An 18,046-nucleotide genomic window follows, 5' to 3' on the forward strand; every position below is an offset into this window, starting at 1 on the left:
GATGACGCGCAGCTTCGTGGCGGCGGCGATGGCCTCGGCGTCGACCTTGGTGGCGCTGCGGACCAGGATGGCGTCGACGTCGGCGACGGCGGGCAGGAGCTCCGCTCGGTCGGCGCCGTTGCAGTGGGGCTGCGCGGTCCGCGTGTCCAGCGCTTCGGACAGGGAGCCGGTCAGTGAGGCGGCCGGAGCGGCGGACAGGGAGCCGGTGAGGGAGCCGGTCAGGGAGGCGAAGGCCGCCTCCGCACGGTGGTCCGGCACGGCCGACCGGTCCCAGGCCATGCGGACGAGCAGGTCGGAGCCGTACGAGACGGAGACGGCGAACGGCGCCTGGAGGGGCCGCCCGTCGAAGTGGACCTCGCGGCCCGTGGCGTCGCCGAGCCGCAGCGGCGGCCGGCGGCCGAGGTCCTCGAAGGTGAGGAGGCCGTCAAGCCGCCCGGACCAGGGCGCGCCGGCCCGCCGGGCCGCGTGGACGACCTCGTCGAACGGGGTGTCGGCGCGGTCGAGGTCGTCCCACCAGGCCGAGGCCCGCTCCGCGGCGCCGGTGTCGTCCGCCGGGTGCACGACCGTGTTGAGGAAGCAGCCGAGGACCGGAGCGGCACCGAGGGGCCTGCCGCCCCAGGGGTATCCCAGGACCGGTACGGAGTCCGCGCCGTGGAGCGCACGGGCGGCCCCGGCGCAGGCGTCGAGGAGGACGGGGAAGGCCGGGGACCGCGCGCCGTCCCCGGCGACGGGGATCCGGCGCAGGGCGGTGCCGGTGCGGCCGGCGGTGCCCGTGCCGCTGCCGTCCGGTGCCGCGCAGCCGCGGAGGCCCGCGAGACGCTTCTCCCAGTAGGCGAGGGCCTCGGGCTGCGACGCCCTCTCCTCGGCGGCGAGTTGACGGTGCACGGCGTCCGCGTAGGCGGACGTGCCGTCGGCCGCCACGTCCGCGGGCACGTCCTGCGGCCCGAGCCCGTCGCGGTAGGCGTCGGAGAGGCCCGCCGTGATCAGGCCCAGGGACTGCTCGTCGCAGGCCGTGTGGTCCAGGACCACGGCGAGGACCTCCCGCGCGCCGCCGTCCGCCGAGGCGTCGTCCGCCAGGAAGAACCGCAACGGCGGCCCGTCCGCGGGCCATTCGGCCAGGGCCCGCAGCAGGGCGTCGCGGGCGGATTCCCCGGGCCGCGGCCGGACGCGCTCGACGTGCCCGGCGGGCACGCCCGGCACCTGCAGCGGCACCCCGCGCCGCACCAGCTGCCGCGCCCGCAACGCCGGGTGCAAGGCGGCCAGGTGTCCGGCGGCCGCACGCAGCCGTTCGGCGTCGACGGTCCCCGCGGGGAAGGCGAAGAACAACGGGACCAGGACCGGCCGTCCGGCGGGGTCGAGCCGCTGGGCGAGGAGGAACCGCCGCTGCGCTCCGGTGACCGGCAGCGGTGTGCCGCCGGGCTCGGCGGCGCCGCCGGTGAGGTGCCGGTAGCGGGCGAGGTAGGACGAGGTGATGTTGCCGGGTTGCACGATGACCTCCCGTGCGCCGAGGGGCGCGACGGCTCGTGGGACGAGAGGAGCGATGACATGCGCCGGGCTGCGGGCTGCGGGCGCGGTCGTGGCGAGTACGGCTGGGGTGGCGCGGCCGGTCCGGCCGGCGGATCGGCCGGCCGGACCGGCCGGACGGCCGGGGTTACTCGGCCGGTCGGGACGGCGGTGCGGCTCGTCCGGTCAGAGGCCGGGCCCCGGCCCGGGCCCGGCGGCCGTCCGCCCCCCGGCCGACGGGGTGCGTACCCCCTCAGCCGGTGACCGCGGCCGCCGCAGGCAGATCGCGCAGGCCCCGCAGCGGCGACGCCAGGAGCGGCACCGGCACCAGCAGGATTCCCGCGGCGCACACCCACACCGCGGTGCGGGCTCCGGCCGCCTCCGCGATGGCCCCGCCCGCCAGCGCGCCGAGCGGCATCGTGCCCCACACCATGAAGCGCAGCGTGGCGTTCATGCGGCCCAGCAGCTCGTCCGGGCAGAGCAGCTGCCGGAAGCTGACCTGGGCGACGTTGTAGACGACGGCGCCGAAGAAGACGGCGGCGGACGCGAGGGCGAACCAGGCGGCGGACGCGCCCCGGCCGGCCAGCGGCCACAGCAGGGCGAACGGACCGGTGACCACGGTCGACAGCCAGATTACTCTCGCCTGGCCGACCGCGCGCGCGAGCGCTCCCGCGCACAGGGCTCCGGCCAGGCCTCCGATCGCCGAGGCGGACATCATCAACCCCAGGACGCCCGGCGGCAGTTCGAGCACGCGCACCAGGAACACCGTCTGGACCGCCACGAGCATCGCGGTGAAGAAGTTCGCGAGCGCCGTGGCGCAGGCGATCATGCGCAGGACGGGGTGCCGGAAGACGAAGGCGAGCCCTTCCGCGACCTGGGTGCGCAGGGGCACGCCCGGCGCGGGGGCGGGCCGCGGCTCGCGGTGCCGTATGCCGCGCAGGAAGAGGGCGGACAGCAGGTAGCCGAGGGCGTCGGCGAGCAGGGCGAAGGGCGCTCCGAGGAGCTGGACCAGGGCGCCGCCCAGCCCGGGGCCCGCGACCTGGGCGGACGAACGGGCCGTCTCCAGGGCGCCGTTGCCCGCGACGAGCTGCTCACGGGGGAGCAGGGACGGCAGGTAGCTCTGGTGCGCGATGTCGAAGAAGACGGTGGCCACGCCGGTGACGAGGGCGACCACGTAGAGCTGTGCCATGGTGAGCGCCCCGGCCCAGGCGGCGAGCGGCAGGGTCGCCATCGCCGCCGCCCGGACGACGTCGGCGCGGACGAGGACCGGCAGCCGCCGCATCCGGTCCAGCCATGCCCCGGCCGGCAGGCCGACCAGCAGGAACGCCGCGGTCTCGGCGGCGGTCAGCAGCCCGGCCTCCAGGGGGGAGGCGTCGAGCGCGACCACGGCGACCAGCGGCAGCGCCACCACGGTCACCTGGGCGCCGAGCTGGCTCACGGCGGCACCGGCCAGAAGGAGACGGAAGTCCCCATTCCGTAAGATGCCGCCGCCATGAGTCTTCATTGACAACATTTGGCAGACATTTGGGCATGACGTGGCCCTCAGTCAAAAATGACGGGCATTTTCGGTCATTACCATTCTCAATATGGACAACTCCCGTGGTCCAGCTGATGAACCGGCGATGCCTGTCGCCTGAACGGCACTCGCTGTGACCTGCGGCGGCCCGCCGGAGGTCCCGGGGCCCCGGGACGAACGGGCCCCACTGGACGAATGTCCGGTATTCGGTGCCCGCACACCGCAGAACGGCCGGCTCCGGATCCCTGGCATCATCGAGGGATGTCTGAACAGATCATCGCCGCCTGTGACGGGGCATCGAAGGGCAACCCGGGGCCCGCCGCCTGGGCCTGGGTCGTGGCCGACGCGACGGGCGCCCCCGAGCGCTGGGAGGCCGGCCCGCTGGGCAGGGCGACCAACAACATCGCGGAGCTGACCGCCCTGGAGCAGCTCCTGGAGGCCACGGACCCGGCCGTGCCGATGCAGGTGCGGATGGACTCGCAGTACGCGATGAACGCCGTGACCAAGTGGCTGCCCGGCTGGAAGCGCAACGGGTGGAAGACCTCGTCCGGCTCGCCGGTGGCCAATCGCGAGCTCGTCATCCGCATCGACGCCCTCCTCGCGGGCCGCGCCGTCGAGTTCCGGTACGTGCCGGCCCACCAGGAGAACGGCGACCCCCTGAACGCGATCGCCGACCAGGCGGCCAGCGACGCGGCGGTCCAGCAGCAGGCGGCCGGCACCGCGCACGGCACCGAGGGCCTGCCCGTGCCGGCCCCGCGCGAGCCCGCGGCGGCCCGGCGCACCGGCCCGCCGAAGAGCCGCAAGCCGCGCTCCTCCGGGACGGCGACGATCAAGGCGAAGTTCGCGGGCCGCTGCCCCTGCGGCCAGTTGTACGCGGCCGGCGAGAAGATCTCCAAGGGCGAGCGCGGGTGGGGCCACCCGGCCTGCGCCGCCACCGCGTAATCCGCTCGCGGCCCGCCCGGCCGGCCGCCTAGGGTCGGCGCATGCCGGACACGAACCCCGAACTGCGGCGGATCCACGCCTTCATGCTGGACTTCGCCCGCCGCCAGGCGGGGCGCACCATCGCCCTCCCCGGCGCCTTCGCCGTCCGGGACGACGCCTACGCCCACTCGCGCGCGAACAATCAGGTCGTCGTCGCCGGCGGGGCGGTGGACCCCGGCGCGCTGCCCGCCCTCGCCGACGAGGCGCTGGGGGACCTGCCGTACCGCATGGTCTCCGTGCTGGACGACGCGGCCGGGGCGGCGTGCGCGGATCCGCTGGCCCGGGCGGGGTACCGGCACGGCACCTACGTGGTGATGCTGCACTCCGGCCCCGTGCGGGCCGCCGCGCGCGAGGCGGAAGTGGTGGACCTGGAGGCGATAGGCCGCCCGCTCACCCGGAGCTGGCACGGCTTCCTGCCGGACGCCGGCGAGGACGTCGTGCGGCAGCTGGTCGAGCGCCGCGCGGCCCGCCGCCGCGGCGCCGCCGCCGTGCACATCGTCGGCTCGCGCGCCGAGGACGGCGAGGTCGCGTCCTGGGCCGACCTCTACCTGGACCCGGCGTCCGGCGTGGCGCAGGTGGAGGACCTGGTCACGGCGGCGGACCGGCTCGGGCGCGGTCACGCCGACGCGGTGCTCGCCACTGCCCTGCGCCTGGCCGTCGACGCCGGCTGCCGCACGCGCTTCCTGACCGCCGACGCCGCGGACTGGCCGCGCCATTGGTACGCCCGTCGCGGCTTCACGGAAATCGGCCGCATGCACGTCTTCGACCGCGTGGGGGAGTAGGCACGGATATGGAGGCGCGTACCCGTCGGCGACCGGTGGTGCGCGGGGGGCCACCGGTGCTCCTGAGGTGACCGGCCGGTCCGCCGGGACGGCTCAACCTGACCTGTACATGCCCCTCCCTCGGTGGTGCCATGGGCCGCGCGCACAGCGTCCCCGCCCAGGGAAGGAAAGGGGAATCCCATGTTCAGACCGGTGTTGACCGCCGGCGCGGCCGTGGCCCTGATGGCCGCCGCGTCCTTCGCACCGTCGTCCGCGTCGTCGGAGGGGGTGCCTCCGCCGGACAGGGTCGTCATCGACGTCGTGGCGGTCAACGGCTCGGGCTGCCCCGCGGGGACGGCCGCCGTGGCCGTCGCCCCCGACAACACCGCCTTCACGGTGACCTACAGCAAGTACCTCGCCCAAGTGGGCGTCGGCGCCAAGCCCACCGACTTCCGCAAGAACTGCCAGCTCGGCCTGAACGTCCACGTCCCGCAGGGCTTCACGTACGCCGTGGCCAAGGCGGACTACCGCGGCTTCGCGCACCTGGAGAGCGGTGCCTCGGGCATGGAGCGGGCCAGCTACTACTTCCAGGGCATGTCCCAGACGACCTCGGTGAGCCACCGCTTCACGGGCCCCTACAGCGACGACTGGGAGACGACGGACGTGACGGGAGCCGCCGAACTCGTCTACGCCCCCTGCGGCGTGTCGCGGATCCTCAACGTCAACACCGAGCTCCGCGTGGGCGCCGGCTCCTCGGACCCGGCGTCGACCACCAGCTTCATGGCCATGGACTCGACGGACGGCAGCGTCAGCACGGTCTACCACTTCGCGTGGAAGGAATGCCCCTGACCGCTGACCGGCCGCCTCCGGGCGCACGCGTCCGTCCGTGGAACCTGAAGCAGGAGGTACCTCCATGTTGGGACCGGTGGCGATCGGCTGTGCTGCCGTGGCCATGTTCGCCGCTCCGGTGGCACCGTCGCCGGCCGCTCCGTACGGGGAACCTCCTCCCGACCGGATCGTGATCGACGTCGTGGCGGTCAACGGCTCGGGCTGCCCCGCGGGGACGGCCAACGTGACCGTCGCCCCGGACAACCAGGCCTTCACCGTGACCTACAGCAGCTACACGGCCCAGGTGGGCGTCGGCGCCAAGCCCACCGACTTCCGCAAGAACTGCCAGCTCAGCCTGAACGTCCACGTCCCGCAGGGCTTCACGTACGCCGTGGCCAAGGCGGACTACCGGGGCTTCGCCCACCTGGAGAAGGGCGCCACCGGCCTGGAACGGGCCAACTACTACTTCCAGGGCATGCAGCAGACCACGTTCGTGAACCACCACTTCGCCGGCCCGCTGCACGACAACTGGCAGGCCTCCGACAGCACCGACCTCGACGCGGTGGTCTACGCCCCCTGCGGGGCGGTCCGCTACCTCAACATCAACACGGAACTGCGGGTGGACGCCGGCACCTCGGACCCCACGCGGACCACCAGCCTCCTGGCGATGGACTCGACGGACGGCAGCATCAACACGCTCTACCACTTCGCCTGGAAGCCGTGTCCCCACAGCTGACGCGGCCTCAGCGGCCCGCCGGCCGGGCCGGCCCCGTCCCGTACGCCGGGACCGCGGCCTGTGTCCGGTCGCGCAGGCCGGTTCCGGCCACGCCCCCGGCCGCGCGGCGGCCGCCCGTGCTCGAAGCGGCGGAACAGCGCCCAGCACACCAGCAGCGCCGCTCCGAAGACCGGAAGCCACGCGAGGCGCGCGAGGATCCAGAAGGGAGTTCCGGGCAGGGTGTGCAGGCCGGGCAGGGGCGGGCCCGCGAGCAGGCCCGCCATGGTGACGGCCATCATCGCCGTCTGGTGCCACAGGAAGACCGTCATGGCGAAGAGGTTCACCACGGCCACCGCCGCCCAGGCCGCCGGTCGTCGCAGCACGCGCCGCAGCGGTCGCAGCAGCAGGAGCGCCGCGCCGCACTGGGCGAGGCCGAACGCGGCGGCCGCGAGCGTGGGCGGGCTGAGGTTGGAGACCGCCGCGTCGGGCACCCCGACCATGGAGGCCGGATACCCGGCGAACGCCACGAGCAGGGCGGCGGCGAGCGCGCCGCCGGCCAGCAGCGCCCAGCCGGTCCTGCGGCTCTGCAGCCTGCCTTGCGCCCAGGCCGCGCCCAGGCAGTACGGAACCAGCCACCCAGCCGCCACGTTCACCCAGCCGAGCCATGCCGGCCCGCCCGCGCCGAACCGGATCAGGTCGACGAGCGCGACCACGGCGAGCGGCCACCAGGGCCGTATCCTCGCGGCCAGGGGAGTCGCGGCCGTCAGTGCGGCGAACACCAGCAGGAACCACAGCGGTGAGCACACCAGGCTGACCAGCGTCCGCACGGTCTCCGGCGCGACGCCGGACGCGAGCAGCGCGCCGGCCACGGCGGCCCAGACGGCCAGCAGCGCGGCGACCGGCCGGAACAGCCGCTTCAGCCGGGCTCCGAGCCACTGCCCGTAGGTGGCGCCCCGGGCCCGTGCGGACGCGTGGCCCTTGACGCCGACCAGCCCGCCCACCAGGAAGAAGACGGCCATGGTCTGGAACACCCAGGACACCGGGGCGAGCCCGGGCGCGTACTTGAGCGGGCTCGTGCTCCAGACCGCGCCCCCGTCCGCGACCAGCGCCGTCACCAGCCAGTGGCCGAGCACCACGCCCAGCACGGCGAAGGCCCGGAGGGCGTCGACGGCCCGGTCCCGGCCGGGCGGGGTGCCGAGCAGGACGCGGTGCGCGATGCCGCTGCCGCGGCGCGCGGGATCGAGCGTACTGGACGCCATGGGGGTCGGGCCTTCCGTGCCGGAGATGGGCGGTGCTTCCGGCACGGAAGCTAGGGAGAGGATGCCGCGGCCGGCGTCGTACCGGGGAGTGCACTGCGGCGTAGCTCTGCAGTACTACGGGTACGGGGTCCGCCTGCGCGGGGGCGTCACCGGCCCGTTTCCGCGCCCCCGAACCGCAGGGCCAGGCCGTCCAGCATGGACGTGAGGCCGAGCGCGAAGACCTCGTCGAGGCGCAGGTCGTAGCCGTTGTCGCCGCCGAAGGATCCGGTCACCCTGGCGAAGACGGGGTAGCGGCCGGAGGTGGTGAGGGCGTCGAACGCCGCCGCGTGGGCGTCCATCCACTGCTCGCCGGAGAGCCCGGTGTCGCCCGCGGCCTGCTTCTCCCGCTCCAGGTGGACCGCGGTGCCCTGGACGTAGCTGTAGAGCAGCACGTTCACGTCGAGCATCGTCGCCGGGGAGAGGCCGAGGCCGTCGAGGGCGGTGAGCATCCACTCGGAGTACGCGATGAGGTGCGGCAGGGCGAGCGGGCGGGTGAGGGGGCCGATGTGCGCGAGCCAGGGGTGCGCGCGATGGACGGCCCACAGCGCGCGGGCCCCGAGTTCGAGGCGCTGCCGCCAGTCCTCGGGGGCCGCCGCCGGGTAGGACAGCTCCGCGAACGCGGCGTCGGCCATGAGACAGATCAGGTCGTCCTTGCTGTTCACGTAGCGGTAGGGCGACATGGCCGCGACGCCGAGCCGGCCGGCGATCCCGCGCATGGAGAGGGCGGAGAGCCCTTCGGCGTCGGCGATGGCGACGGCGGCCCGGACGATGCGGTCACGCGTCAGCTCGTGGTCGGTCGTCGCGGGCGTGGTCACGGCGGGAGCGGCGGCGGTCGCCGCTCCCGGCCCCGGCGCCGCCTCCGGCTGCCGGTCCGGGCCCGCGACGACGGTTCCCACCCGCGGCTGGGCCCGGACGAGCCCCTCCTGACGCAGGGTCGTCAGCACCTTCGTGGCCGTGGCGAGCGCGACGTTCCACTCCTGGGCGATCTGCCGGGTGGACGGGACGCGGTCGCCCGGCGCGAGCTCGCCGCCGGCGATGCGGCCGCGCAGCTCGGCGGCGATGCGCAGGTACGGCGGGACCGATTTTCCGGCCACTTCTCCGGCCATTTCTCCGGCCACTTTTCCGGCCACGGGACGGCCTCCTCTTCCTGTACTAGTACACAGACTAGCAGGGAGAGCGTCGGGAAATCGCTGGTGGAGGCGGCATCTGTACTAGTCCAGCGGGGCCGGGAGGGGGTGGCGGAGCCTGCGCGTACGGCGTACATTCAGTGGCGTACACCGTACGGACCGACCTCGTACGGGCCGACCACTGTTCCAGCGAAGGTGATTTCCATGCAGAACGTCCTCGTCTCCGGTGCCAGCGTCGCGGGCCTCACGCTCGCCTACTGGCTGCGCCGCAACGGCTTCGCGGCGACCGTGGTCGAGCGGGCCCCCGCCGTCCGCCCGGGCGGCCAGGCGATCGACGTGCGCGGTGTCGCCCTCGACGTCCTCGACCGGTCCGGGATCCTGGAGGAGGCCGGCGCCGTCCGCACCCGCCTGCGCGGCATGACCATGCTCGACGGCCAGGGCAACGAGACCTGGCGCTCCACCGAGATGACCCTGAGCGGCGGCCGGCTCGACAACGACGACATCGAGCTGCTGCGCGAGGACCTCACCGGCCTGCTGCACCGTCAGGCACTCGAAGCCGGAGCCGAGTTCGTCTACGCCGACTCCATAGCCGCCCTCGACGACCGCGCCGACGGCGTCCGCGTGCGCTTCGAACGGAGCCCGGAGCGCACCTTCGACCTCGTCGTGGGCGCCGACGGCCTGCACTCGAAGGTGCGGGCGCTGGCCTTCGGGCCGGAGCAGGAGTACGTCCAGCACCTCGGCGCCTACCTGACGGTCTTCAGCGCTCCCAACTTCCTCGGCCTCGACAACTGGGAGATATGGCTCAACGACGAGTCGGCCGGCCCCCGCACCGCGAGCTGCTGCGTCTACCCCGTGCGCGACAACACCGAGATCCGGGCCACCCTCGGCTTCACGTCCGGCCCGGTCGCCTACGACTACCGCGACACCGCGCGGCAGAAGGCCCTCATGGCCGAGAAGCTGGCGCACGTGGGCTGGGAGACGCCGCGGCTCCTGCAGGCCATGCACGAGGCCCCGGACTTCTACTTCGACCAGATGGCCCAGATCCGCATGGACCGCTGGACCAGTGGCCGCACGGCCCTCGTCGGGGACGCGGGCTACTGCCCCTCGCCGCTCTCCGGGCAGGGCACGAGCCTGGCGCTCGTCGGCGCCTACGTGCTGGCCGCCGAGCTCGGCAAGCGGGACGGCGGCGGGCACACCGCCGCGTTCACCCGCTACGAGGCCCGCATGCGCCCGTTCGTCGCCCTCAACCAGGCCCTCGCGCTCGCCCACGCGGCCGGCGACCACTCGGAGGAGGCCCTGGAGAAGGCGAAGAACGGCATCGCCCTCGACGGGTGAGCGACCCCCGCCGTCCGCCGCCGCACCCGCGCGGGCATGATGGCCCCATGAGAACCCGACCTGTGCTCGTCTACGACGGCGACTGCGGCTTCTGCACCACCTCCGTGCGGTTCGCGGAGAAGTACGTCCGGCCCCGCTGCACCGTCGTGGCCTGGCAGTTCGCCGACCTGGACGAGCTGGGCGTCACCCGGGAACGGGCCGAGCACGAGCTGCTGTGGATCGCCCCCGGCGGCACCGTCCACGGGGGCGCCCAGGCCGTCGCCAAGCTCCTCCTCAGCGCGCCCGGCGCGTGGGCCGTCCCCGGTGCGGTGCTCACCCTGCCGCCGGCGCGCTGGGCCGGCCACGGCCTGTACCGCCTGATCGCGGACAACCGCCACCGGCTCCCCGGCGGCACGGCCGCCTGCGCCCTGCCCGCGGACCGCCGCCCCGGGGCCTTGTAGGCACCAACTCGTCACCGGACCGCCGGGCATGGTCGTCCGGCGGCCCAACGGCGCAGGTAACGTGGGGAAATGACGCGTCCTCGCTCCAGCAGCCCGAGCCCCCGCCTGATAGCCACCGACCTCGACGGCACCCTCCTCCGCAACGACGGCAGCCTCTCCCCGCGCACCCTGCGCGCCCTGCGCACCGCCACCGGAGCCGGCGCCGAGGTCGTCTTCGTCACCGCCCGCCCGCCCCGCTTCGTCGACCGGCTCTCCGCCGCGACCGGCCTCACCGGCACCGCGGTCTGCAGCAACGGCGCCCTCGTCTACGACCTCGCCTCCCGCACCGTCACCGACTCCCGCGCCCTGCCCGTATCCGTCGCTCGCAAGGTCGTGACCGTCCTGTCGGCCGCCCTGCCGGACGTCGGCTACGCCGTCGAGACCGGCCACCGGGTCCTCTACGAGCCGGCGTACCGGCTGCGCCTCCCCGAGGACGCCGCGGCGGAGTCGCCCGTGCCGTCCCTCGCCGACCTGTGGACCGCCGACGTCCCCATCGCCAAGCTCCTCGCCTGGTCCGCGCGGCTCGACGCGGACCACCTCCTCGCCGCCGCCCAGGAAGCCGCGGGCGCCGAGGCCCAGTTCACCCACTCCGGCGGGCGCGGGCTCCTGGAGGTCACCGCGACCGGCGTCACCAAGGCCGGCACGCTCTCCGGACTGTGCGCCGGCCGCGGCATCACCGCCGCCGACGTCGTCGCCTTCGGCGACATGCCCAACGACCTCACCATCCTGACCTGGGCGGGCACCGGCTACGCCATGGGCAACGCCCATCCGGCGGTCCTCGCCTCCGTGCGGCGGCACACCGCCACCAACGAGGAGGACGGCGTCGCCGCCGTACTGGAGCGGCTCTTCGGCACGGCCTGAGGCCGGCCCCCGCGCAGCCCTTCGCGGCCCCCTTGCGCCATCCGGGGGAGCGCGCACCACCCGTGCGCGCCGCCCCCGGCCCGGCGGCCGGCAAGCGCCGACGCCCCGCACGCATCACTGTGGAAGCAGGAGACGGCAGCCGCGGCGCGTCCGGCGGAAGGAGGCCCTGTGTGACGGACGAACCCATGACGCGCTTCCACGAGAGCCCCGAGGACCCCTTCTCGGTCGGCAACTCGGTCTCGGCCGTGCTGGACCACCGGGGCACCGTCGTGGGCTGGGGCGACCGCGCCGAGGCCTTCCTCGGCCACCGCGGCGCGGACGTGATCGGCCGGCCCGCGCTCGACGCGCTCGTGGACCCCGCCGACCGGGAGCAGGTCGTGGCCGCGGCCGCCGCGTGCCTGCGGGCGTCCGGCTGGTTCGGCATCGTGCCCGTACGCCACCGCGACGGCCGGCGCGTCCCCATGGGCGTCCGGGCCCGCCGCGTCACCCGCGGCAGCCCCGACTGCGAGTGGTTCCTGGTCGGCGCGCCCGCGCAGGACGTGATCCAGTGGGAGACGGACCGCTCGGTCCTCGACGGGCTGTTCCGGCGCGCGCCCATCGGCCTGGCCGTCCACGCCCCGGACCTCAGCATCCTGCGGGTCAACCGGGCCGTCGCCCGGATCGGCGGCATCACCCCCGAGCAGGCGCGCGGCCGCAGGACGGGCGACTTCGTCGTGGCGGCCGACACGGAGACCGTGGAGCGCGGCCTGCGGCACGTCCTGGACACCGGAGACCCGATGATCTTCACCGACCAGCCGTGCCGGCTGCGCAGCGACCCCTCCCGCATCCGCTACGTCTCCGTCTCCGCGTTCCGTATGGAGGATTCCGCCGGGGAGATCCTCGGCGTCACCCAGTTGGTCGAAGACGTCACCGAACGGGAGCGGGCCAGGCTCCGGCTGGACCTGCTCAACGACGCGGGCGCCCGCATCGGCACCACCCTGGACGTCACCACCACTGCCCGCGAGCTGGCCGACGTCCTCGTCCCCGAACTCGCCGACTGCGCCACCGTCGACCTCCTCGACCCCGTCAGCCGCGGCGAGGAGCCCTCGCAGGACGGCTTCGGGCCCGTCCGCCGGACGGCCGTCAGGACCGACACCCCCGGCGCCGAGGAGGCCCTCAACCCGCTGGGCAGCCTCATCCGCTTCGCCCCGGAGACCCCCCAGGGCCGGTGCCTCGCCGAGCAGACCCCCGTCCTCGTGCCCGAGGTCCGCACCATCGAGGACTACGCGGCCGTCGCGCAGGAACGCGCCGACGCGGCCCGCGCCCTGGGCACCCACTCCGTCATGATGCTGCCGCTCGCCGCCCGCGGCCTCGTCCTCGGGCTCGTCAGCCTCTGGCGCTCCCGCACCCCCGAGCCGTTCGAGGAGGACGACCTCACCCTCGCGGGAGAGTTCGCCGCCCGCGCCGCCGTCTGCATCGACAACGCCCGCCGCTACACCCGCCAGCACCAGGCCGCCCTCACCCTGCAGGTCCGCCTGCTCCCCGGCGAACTGCCCGAGCTGCCCGCCGCCGAGATCGCCCACCAGTACATCCCCGCCGGCGCGGTGGAAGGCGTCGGCGGGGACTGGTTCGACGTCATCCCGCTGTCCGGCGCGCGCGTCGCCCTCGTCGTCGGCGACGTGATCGGGCACGGCATCGACGCCGCGGCCACCATGGGCCGCCTGCGCACCGCCGTCCACACCCTGGCCGAGCTCGACCTCGACCCCGACGAGGTCCTCTCCCACCTCGACGACCTCGTGCACGGCCTCGCCGCCGAACAGGAGCACAACAGCCGCGACTTCCCCCTCGACCAGGTCACCGGCGCCAGCTGCCTCTACGCCGTCTACGACCCGGTCTCCCGCTGCTGCTCCCTCGCGCGCGCCGGCCACCCGCCCCCCGCCGTCGTCACCCCCGACGGAAAGGTCAGCTTTCCCGAGCTGCCCGCCGGGCCGCCGCTCGGCCTCGGCGGCCTGCCCTTCGAGGCGACCGAGCTCGAACTGCCCGAAGGCAGCCTCCTGGCCCTCTTCACCAACGGCCTCATCCAGATCCCCGCCCTCGACGTCGACGAAGCCCTCGACCGCCTCTCGCAGGAACTCGCCCGCCCCGGCTGCCGGGTGGACGAGACGGCCAAGGCCGTCGTGGACGCCCTCCTGCCCGCCGAACCCGGCGACGACGTCGCCCTCCTCCTCGCCCGCACCCGCGTGCTGCCCGACCACTGCGTGGCCACCTGGACGCTGCCGGCGGACCCGCGGGCCGCGGGGCAGGCCCGCACGCTGATGGCCGAGCAGCTCGGCGCCTGGGGGCTCGGCGAACTGGCCTTCACCACCGAGCTCATCGTCAGCGAACTCGTCACCAACGCCTACCGCTACGCCGGCGGGCCCGTCACCCTGCGGCTCATCCGCGGCCCCCGCCTCATCTGCGAGGTCTCCGACACCAGCAGCACCGCGCCCCACCTGCGCCGGGCCCGGACGACCGACGAGGGCGGCCGCGGGCTCTTCCTCGTCGCCCAGCTCACCGAGCGCTGGGGCACGCGCTACGGGCGCGAGGGCAAGACGGTCTGGACGGAGCAGCTGCTGCCGTGAGGGCCGCCCGCGAGCGGGTATAGATGAGATCTATAGAAGTCATGGACTTTAGCTCTTGGACTCTATAGAGCCAGGTCATGCATGGTGGAACACGTCAGCCCACGGGGCCGGCAACCACCGAAGGAGTGACCATGCAAGACCTCGCCCAGGGCGTCGCGCGTTTCCAGCAAGACGTCTACCCCGCCAAGGCGGAGCTCTTCGCCGGCCTCGCCACGACGCACCGGCCGAAGACGCTGTTCATCAGCTGCTCCGACGCCCGCGTGGTGCCGGAGCTGATCACCCAGAGCGAGCCCGGCGAGCTGTTCGTCATCCGCACGGCCGGCAATCTCGTTCCCGCCTACGCGCCCCGTACGGACGGCATCGCGGCCAGCATCGAGTACGCGGTCGCCGCTCTGGGCGTCAGCGACATCGTCGTCTGCGGACACTCCGCCTGCGGCGCGATGACCGCCCTCGCCGAAGGCCACGACCTGGGCACCCTGCCGACGACCGCCGACTGGCTGCGCCACGCGGACGCCGCACGGGCCCGCACCACGGTCGCCGGGGTGGACGCTCTCGTGCGGAGCAACGTCCGCGCCCAGCTGGCGAATCTGGTCACCCACCCGTCGGTGGCCCGCGCCCTCGCCCAGGGCACCGTCACGCTGCACGGCTGGTGTTACGACATCGGCAGCGGCACCGTCGAGGAACTCGACGTCGCGAGCCCCTTCACCGCGGCGGCCTGACCGCCGTCCATCCCTCTTTGCCGCGCATGACGCGCCGAGCCGTGCGCGACTCCTCACCCACAGAATCCCACCCGCGGACTCCCGCCACGGATCCCCACCCACGGAAGGAACTCCTCCCATGATCCACGCCCAGTTCGACCCCGCCGCCCGTCAGGCCCTGGCCGCCAAGGCCGTCGAAGCCAAGGTCCGCAAGGACCTGTCCTGGCAGCAGATCGCCGACGCCGCGGGCCTCTCGGTCGCCTTCGTCACCGCCGCCGTCCTCGGCCAGCACCCGCTCCCCGAGGCCTCGGCCGAGGCCGTCGCCGAGCTCCTGGGCCTGGACGCCGACGACGCGACGGCGCTGCAGACCATTCCCACCCGCGGTTCCATCCCCGGCGGCATACCGACCGACCCGACCATCTACCGCTTCTACGAGATGCTCCAGGTCTACGGCACGACCCTCAAGGCCCTCGTCCACGAGCAGTTCGGCGACGGCATCATCAGCGCGATCAACTTCAAGCTGGACGTGAAGAAGGTCGCGGACCCCGAGGGCGGCGAGCGGGCCGTGATCACGCTCGACGGCAAGTACCTGCCGACGAAGCCCTTCTGACGAACCGGCCCCCCGCGGTCCCCGCGCCCGGCATCCCGCCGGGCGCGGGGACCGCACCGCACCACTCCAGGAGCACCCACCCCGTGGACTTCATCCAGCGCACCATCGACATCGCCCGCAGGAACGTCGAGGAGGGCGGCCGCCCCTTCGCGACCGTCATCGTCAAGGACGGCGAGATCCTCGCCGAGAGCCCCAACCTCGTCGCCCAGACCTCCGACCCGACCGCGCACGCCGAGATCCTCGCCATCCGCGAGGCCTGCACCCGGCTGGGCACCGAGCACCTCACCGGCACCACGATCTACGTGCTCGCCCACCCCTGCCCGATGTGCCTCGGCTCGCTCTACTACTGCAGCCCCGACGAGGTCGTCTTCCTCACCGGGCGCGACGACTACGAGCCCCACTACGTGGACGACCGCAAGTACTTCGAGCTGAACACCTTCTACGCGGAGTTCGCCAAGGACTGGAGCGAGCGCCGCCTGCCGATGCGCCACGAGCCCCGCGACGCCGCCACCGACGTCTACCGGGCCTGGCAGCGGCGCAACGGCGGCGAACGCCGCGTGCCCGGGGCGCCCACGGCCTGACGTCAGCGGGGCGCGCCCTCCGGCAGGGGCTCCTGCGCCCCCGCCCGCACTCCTTCCGGCGCCGCGGTCCTCCCGCGGCGCCGCCCGCCCAGGACGAACACGGCCAGCACTCCGGCCAGCAGCCCCCAGAACGTCGAGCCGATCCCGGCCAGGGTGATGCCCGAGGCGGTGGCGAGGAAGGTGACCACCGCGGGCTCCCGCATGCGCTCGTCCGCCAGGGCGGCCGTCAGGGAGGAGCCGATCGTGCCCAGGAGGCCGAGCCCGGCGATGCCCATCACCAGGGCGGTGGGCATGGCGGTGAGCAGCCAGCCCACGACACCGCCGAACAGGCCCACCGTCACGTAGAACAGACCGGCCCAGACGGACGCCAGGTAGCGCCTGCGGGGATCGCGGTGCGCGTCCGGGCCCGTGCAGATCGCGGCGGTGATGGCGGCCAGGTTCAGCCCGAAGCAGCCGAAGGGGGCCAGCACCGCGTTGACGATCCCGGTCCAGGTCAGCAGCGGCGAGACCGGCGTGCGGTAGCCCGCGCCGCGCAGCACGGCCACGCCCGGCAGGTTCTGCGAGGCCATGGTGACCACGTACAGCGGCAGGCCCACGCCGACCAGCACTTGCCAGGAGAACTCGGGGCGCACGAAGACGGGCTCGGCGAGCGCCACGTGCAGCCCCTGCAGCCGCCACTCGCCCCGGACCGCGCTCACCGCGACGCCCGCGGCCAGCGCGCCGATGACCGCGTACCGGGGAAGCCACCGTTTGCAGGCCAGGTACACCGCGAACATCGGGAACACCACGGCGAAGTCGTGCTGCATCTTCGTGAACAGACCGGTGCCGAACTGCACGAGGACACCGGCCAGGAGCGCCGACGCCAGCGGCACCGGGATCCGGTCCATGACGCGCTCGAACCAGCCGGTCGCGCCGCTGACGATCACCAGGACCGCCGAGAGCAGGAACGCGCCGACGGCCTGCGCCATCGACACACCGTGCAGGCCGGTCGCCAGCAGCGCCGCGCCGGGCGTGGACCACGCCGTGACCACCGGCGCCCGGTACCGCAGCGAGAGCCCGGCGCAGGTGACGCCCATGCCGATGCCCAGGGCGAACATCCAGGAGGTGAGCTGGGCACTGGTGGCCCCCGCCGCCTGGGCCGCGGTGACGACGATGGCCACGGAGCTCGTGATGCCGATGAGCACGGCGAGGAAGCCCGCCGTGACCGCGTCCGCGGGAGCGGCTGAGCGTATGTGCCGGGAGAGCCGTGTGAGGGGGGTGAGTTGAGGGGAGCGCACGGTGGCGAATCCACTACACGGGTTGATCTTTGTCAACCGGATTGCGGACCCCCGGGACCGGGCCGGCATGGCGGCCGGTGACGGCCGGCATCGCGCTTATCACACTTCGGGCGCGGTGTCTGGTGCCTTCGCTTCACTTGGCCGATGGTGAAGGCAACCAAGGCTCAACTACGGCCGGGTGACCGGCTTCTGACTGCTGCTCGGCAAGCGCCGCAGGCAGGAAGGGGGGTCATGAACTGTCCCGAATGTGGCGCGTCGACCATCAACGGTCCTGACGGGAAGTCCTCGTGCTCACAGTGTTCATGGCAGTCTGGGTGACATGGAAGAGCAGGCATGGCGCTCACACGCCGCACCCGGCGAGCCGTACTACACCACCAACACCTGTAGTGGCTGCGGGTCCGTCGTCCTCGGGGTACACGGCAGGTGGACGTGTGCCTCGTGCGGGACCTGCAGCCCGTACCAGGAGCCCCCCGAGGGGTGGGCCTCGGAGATCGCTCCGGAAGGGAAGGGCAGCACCGGCCAGGGGTGCGACGACCCCCAGGCCAGACGCTAGGACGAACGCGGCCGGGCGCGGCCCGGCGGCCTCAGGCCGCCAGGCCGACCGGCTCTCCTATGCGTTCCGCGGCGGTGCGCCAGGCGCTGGTGACCGCCGCGTGGGCGCGCACGGTGGCCGACGCCCGGTCGCCGGTCAGCCGGACGGGTGCGCCGACGTGCACGTGCAGGGCGGGCCGGCGCAGGGGCGCGGTGACCAGCCCGGCGAGCTGCTTGGGGCGGCTGCCGGAGGTGACGCGCCGGGCCCCCGCCTGGCCGAGCGGTACGACGGGGGCGCCGGTGGTGAGGGCGAGGTGGGCGAGCCCGCCGCGGAAGGGGCGGGGC

At 74.1% G+C, this 18,046-nt stretch carries 16 protein-coding genes and 1 pseudogene; 11 read left to right on the forward strand and 6 right to left on the reverse strand.

Annotated features, from left to right (window positions below):
• On the reverse strand, positions 1 to 1,488 hold a 1,488-nt coding region (locus B7P34_RS30050), incomplete at its 3' end, for a hypothetical protein (protein ID WP_223268380.1).
• Positions 1,489 to 1,756: 268 nt separating this feature from the next.
• Complete coding sequence (locus tag B7P34_RS30055) at positions 1,757 to 3,016, reverse strand: MFS transporter (RefSeq protein WP_353620279.1); 1,260 nt, start codon at positions 3,014 to 3,016, stop codon at positions 1,757 to 1,759.
• Between the two features lie 264 nt (positions 3,017 to 3,280).
• Between B7P34_RS30055 and B7P34_RS30060 the strand changes: the two genes are divergently transcribed.
• The 4 genes from B7P34_RS30060 to B7P34_RS30075 all read left to right on the forward strand — a co-directional run bounded on the left by B7P34_RS30060 (position 3,281) and on the right by B7P34_RS30075 (position 6,325).
• A complete protein-coding gene (locus B7P34_RS30060) occupies positions 3,281 to 3,961 on the forward strand; it encodes a ribonuclease H family protein (RefSeq protein WP_106681346.1) in 681 nt (226 codons plus the stop codon).
• Positions 3,962 to 4,002: 41 nt separating this feature from the next.
• Complete coding sequence (locus B7P34_RS30065) at positions 4,003 to 4,782, forward strand: GNAT family N-acetyltransferase (protein ID WP_106681347.1); 780 nt, start codon at positions 4,003 to 4,005, stop codon at positions 4,780 to 4,782.
• A gap of 180 nt (positions 4,783 to 4,962) precedes the next feature.
• Positions 4,963 to 5,610, forward strand: coding sequence for a DUF4360 domain-containing protein (locus tag B7P34_RS30070; RefSeq protein ID WP_106681348.1), 648 nt, complete (start codon positions 4,963 to 4,965; stop codon positions 5,608 to 5,610).
• Positions 5,611 to 5,674: 64 nt separating this feature from the next.
• Complete coding sequence (locus B7P34_RS30075) at positions 5,675 to 6,325, forward strand: DUF4360 domain-containing protein (RefSeq protein ID WP_106681349.1); 651 nt, start codon at positions 5,675 to 5,677, stop codon at positions 6,323 to 6,325.
• On the opposite strand, the gene B7P34_RS30080 is transcribed toward B7P34_RS30075, so the two are convergent.
• Positions 6,289 to 7,563, reverse strand: coding sequence for an acyltransferase family protein (locus B7P34_RS30080; RefSeq protein ID WP_106681350.1), 1,275 nt, complete (start codon positions 7,561 to 7,563; stop codon positions 6,289 to 6,291). The genes B7P34_RS30075 and B7P34_RS30080 overlap by 37 nt on opposite strands.
• Positions 7,564 to 7,709: 146 nt before the next feature.
• On the reverse strand, positions 7,710 to 8,732 hold the full coding sequence (locus B7P34_RS30085) for a TetR/AcrR family transcriptional regulator C-terminal domain-containing protein (RefSeq protein WP_223268376.1): 1,023 nt from the start codon (positions 8,730 to 8,732) through the stop codon (positions 7,710 to 7,712).
• A 201-nt stretch (positions 8,733 to 8,933) separates the two neighbouring features.
• On the opposite strand from B7P34_RS30085, the gene B7P34_RS30090 reads away from it, so the two are divergent.
• The 7 genes from B7P34_RS30090 to B7P34_RS30120 all read left to right on the forward strand — a co-directional run bounded on the left by B7P34_RS30090 (position 8,934) and on the right by B7P34_RS30120 (position 15,893).
• Complete coding sequence (locus B7P34_RS30090; protein WP_106681352.1) at positions 8,934 to 10,064, forward strand: FAD-dependent monooxygenase; 1,131 nt, start codon at positions 8,934 to 8,936, stop codon at positions 10,062 to 10,064.
• Positions 10,065 to 10,111: 47 nt separating this feature from the next.
• A complete protein-coding gene (locus tag B7P34_RS30095; RefSeq protein WP_106681353.1) occupies positions 10,112 to 10,504 on the forward strand; it encodes a thiol-disulfide oxidoreductase DCC family protein in 393 nt (130 codons plus the stop codon).
• A gap of 69 nt (positions 10,505 to 10,573) precedes the next feature.
• A complete protein-coding gene (locus B7P34_RS30100) occupies positions 10,574 to 11,404 on the forward strand; it encodes a Cof-type HAD-IIB family hydrolase (protein WP_223268377.1) in 831 nt (276 codons plus the stop codon).
• Positions 11,405 to 11,574: 170 nt separating this feature from the next.
• A complete protein-coding gene (locus B7P34_RS30105) occupies positions 11,575 to 14,004 on the forward strand; it encodes a SpoIIE family protein phosphatase (RefSeq protein ID WP_223268378.1) in 2,430 nt (809 codons plus the stop codon).
• A gap of 131 nt (positions 14,005 to 14,135) precedes the next feature.
• Positions 14,136 to 14,723 carry a carbonic anhydrase gene (locus B7P34_RS30110; RefSeq protein WP_106681354.1) on the forward strand — a complete coding sequence of 196 codons (588 nt, stop codon included), beginning with the start codon at positions 14,136 to 14,138 and terminating at the stop codon, positions 14,721 to 14,723.
• Between the two features lie 118 nt (positions 14,724 to 14,841).
• Positions 14,842 to 15,312 carry a cyanase gene (cynS, locus tag B7P34_RS30115; protein ID WP_106681355.1) on the forward strand — a complete coding sequence of 157 codons (471 nt, stop codon included), beginning with the start codon at positions 14,842 to 14,844 and terminating at the stop codon, positions 15,310 to 15,312.
• An 83-nt stretch (positions 15,313 to 15,395) separates the two neighbouring features.
• Positions 15,396 to 15,893: a nucleoside deaminase gene (locus tag B7P34_RS30120; protein ID WP_106681356.1), complete on the forward strand. Its 498-nt coding sequence runs from the start codon at positions 15,396 to 15,398 to the stop codon at positions 15,891 to 15,893.
• A gap of 2 nt (positions 15,894 to 15,895) precedes the next feature.
• Here the strand turns inward: B7P34_RS30120 and B7P34_RS30125 are convergent, their stop codons facing one another.
• Together B7P34_RS30125 and B7P34_RS30130 are read right to left on the reverse strand one after the other, a co-directional pair.
• Complete coding sequence (locus B7P34_RS30125) at positions 15,896 to 17,170, reverse strand: benzoate/H(+) symporter BenE family transporter (RefSeq protein WP_223268379.1); 1,275 nt, start codon at positions 17,168 to 17,170, stop codon at positions 15,896 to 15,898.
• A 584-nt stretch (positions 17,171 to 17,754) separates the two neighbouring features.
• Positions 17,755 to 18,046, reverse strand: a pseudogene (locus B7P34_RS30130) (hypothetical protein); the annotation flags it as partial.

It is taken from the genome of Streptosporangium nondiastaticum (assembly GCF_003011965.1).
Taxonomy (GTDB): Bacteria; Actinomycetota; Actinomycetes; order Streptomycetales; family Streptomycetaceae; genus Streptomyces; species Streptomyces nondiastaticus.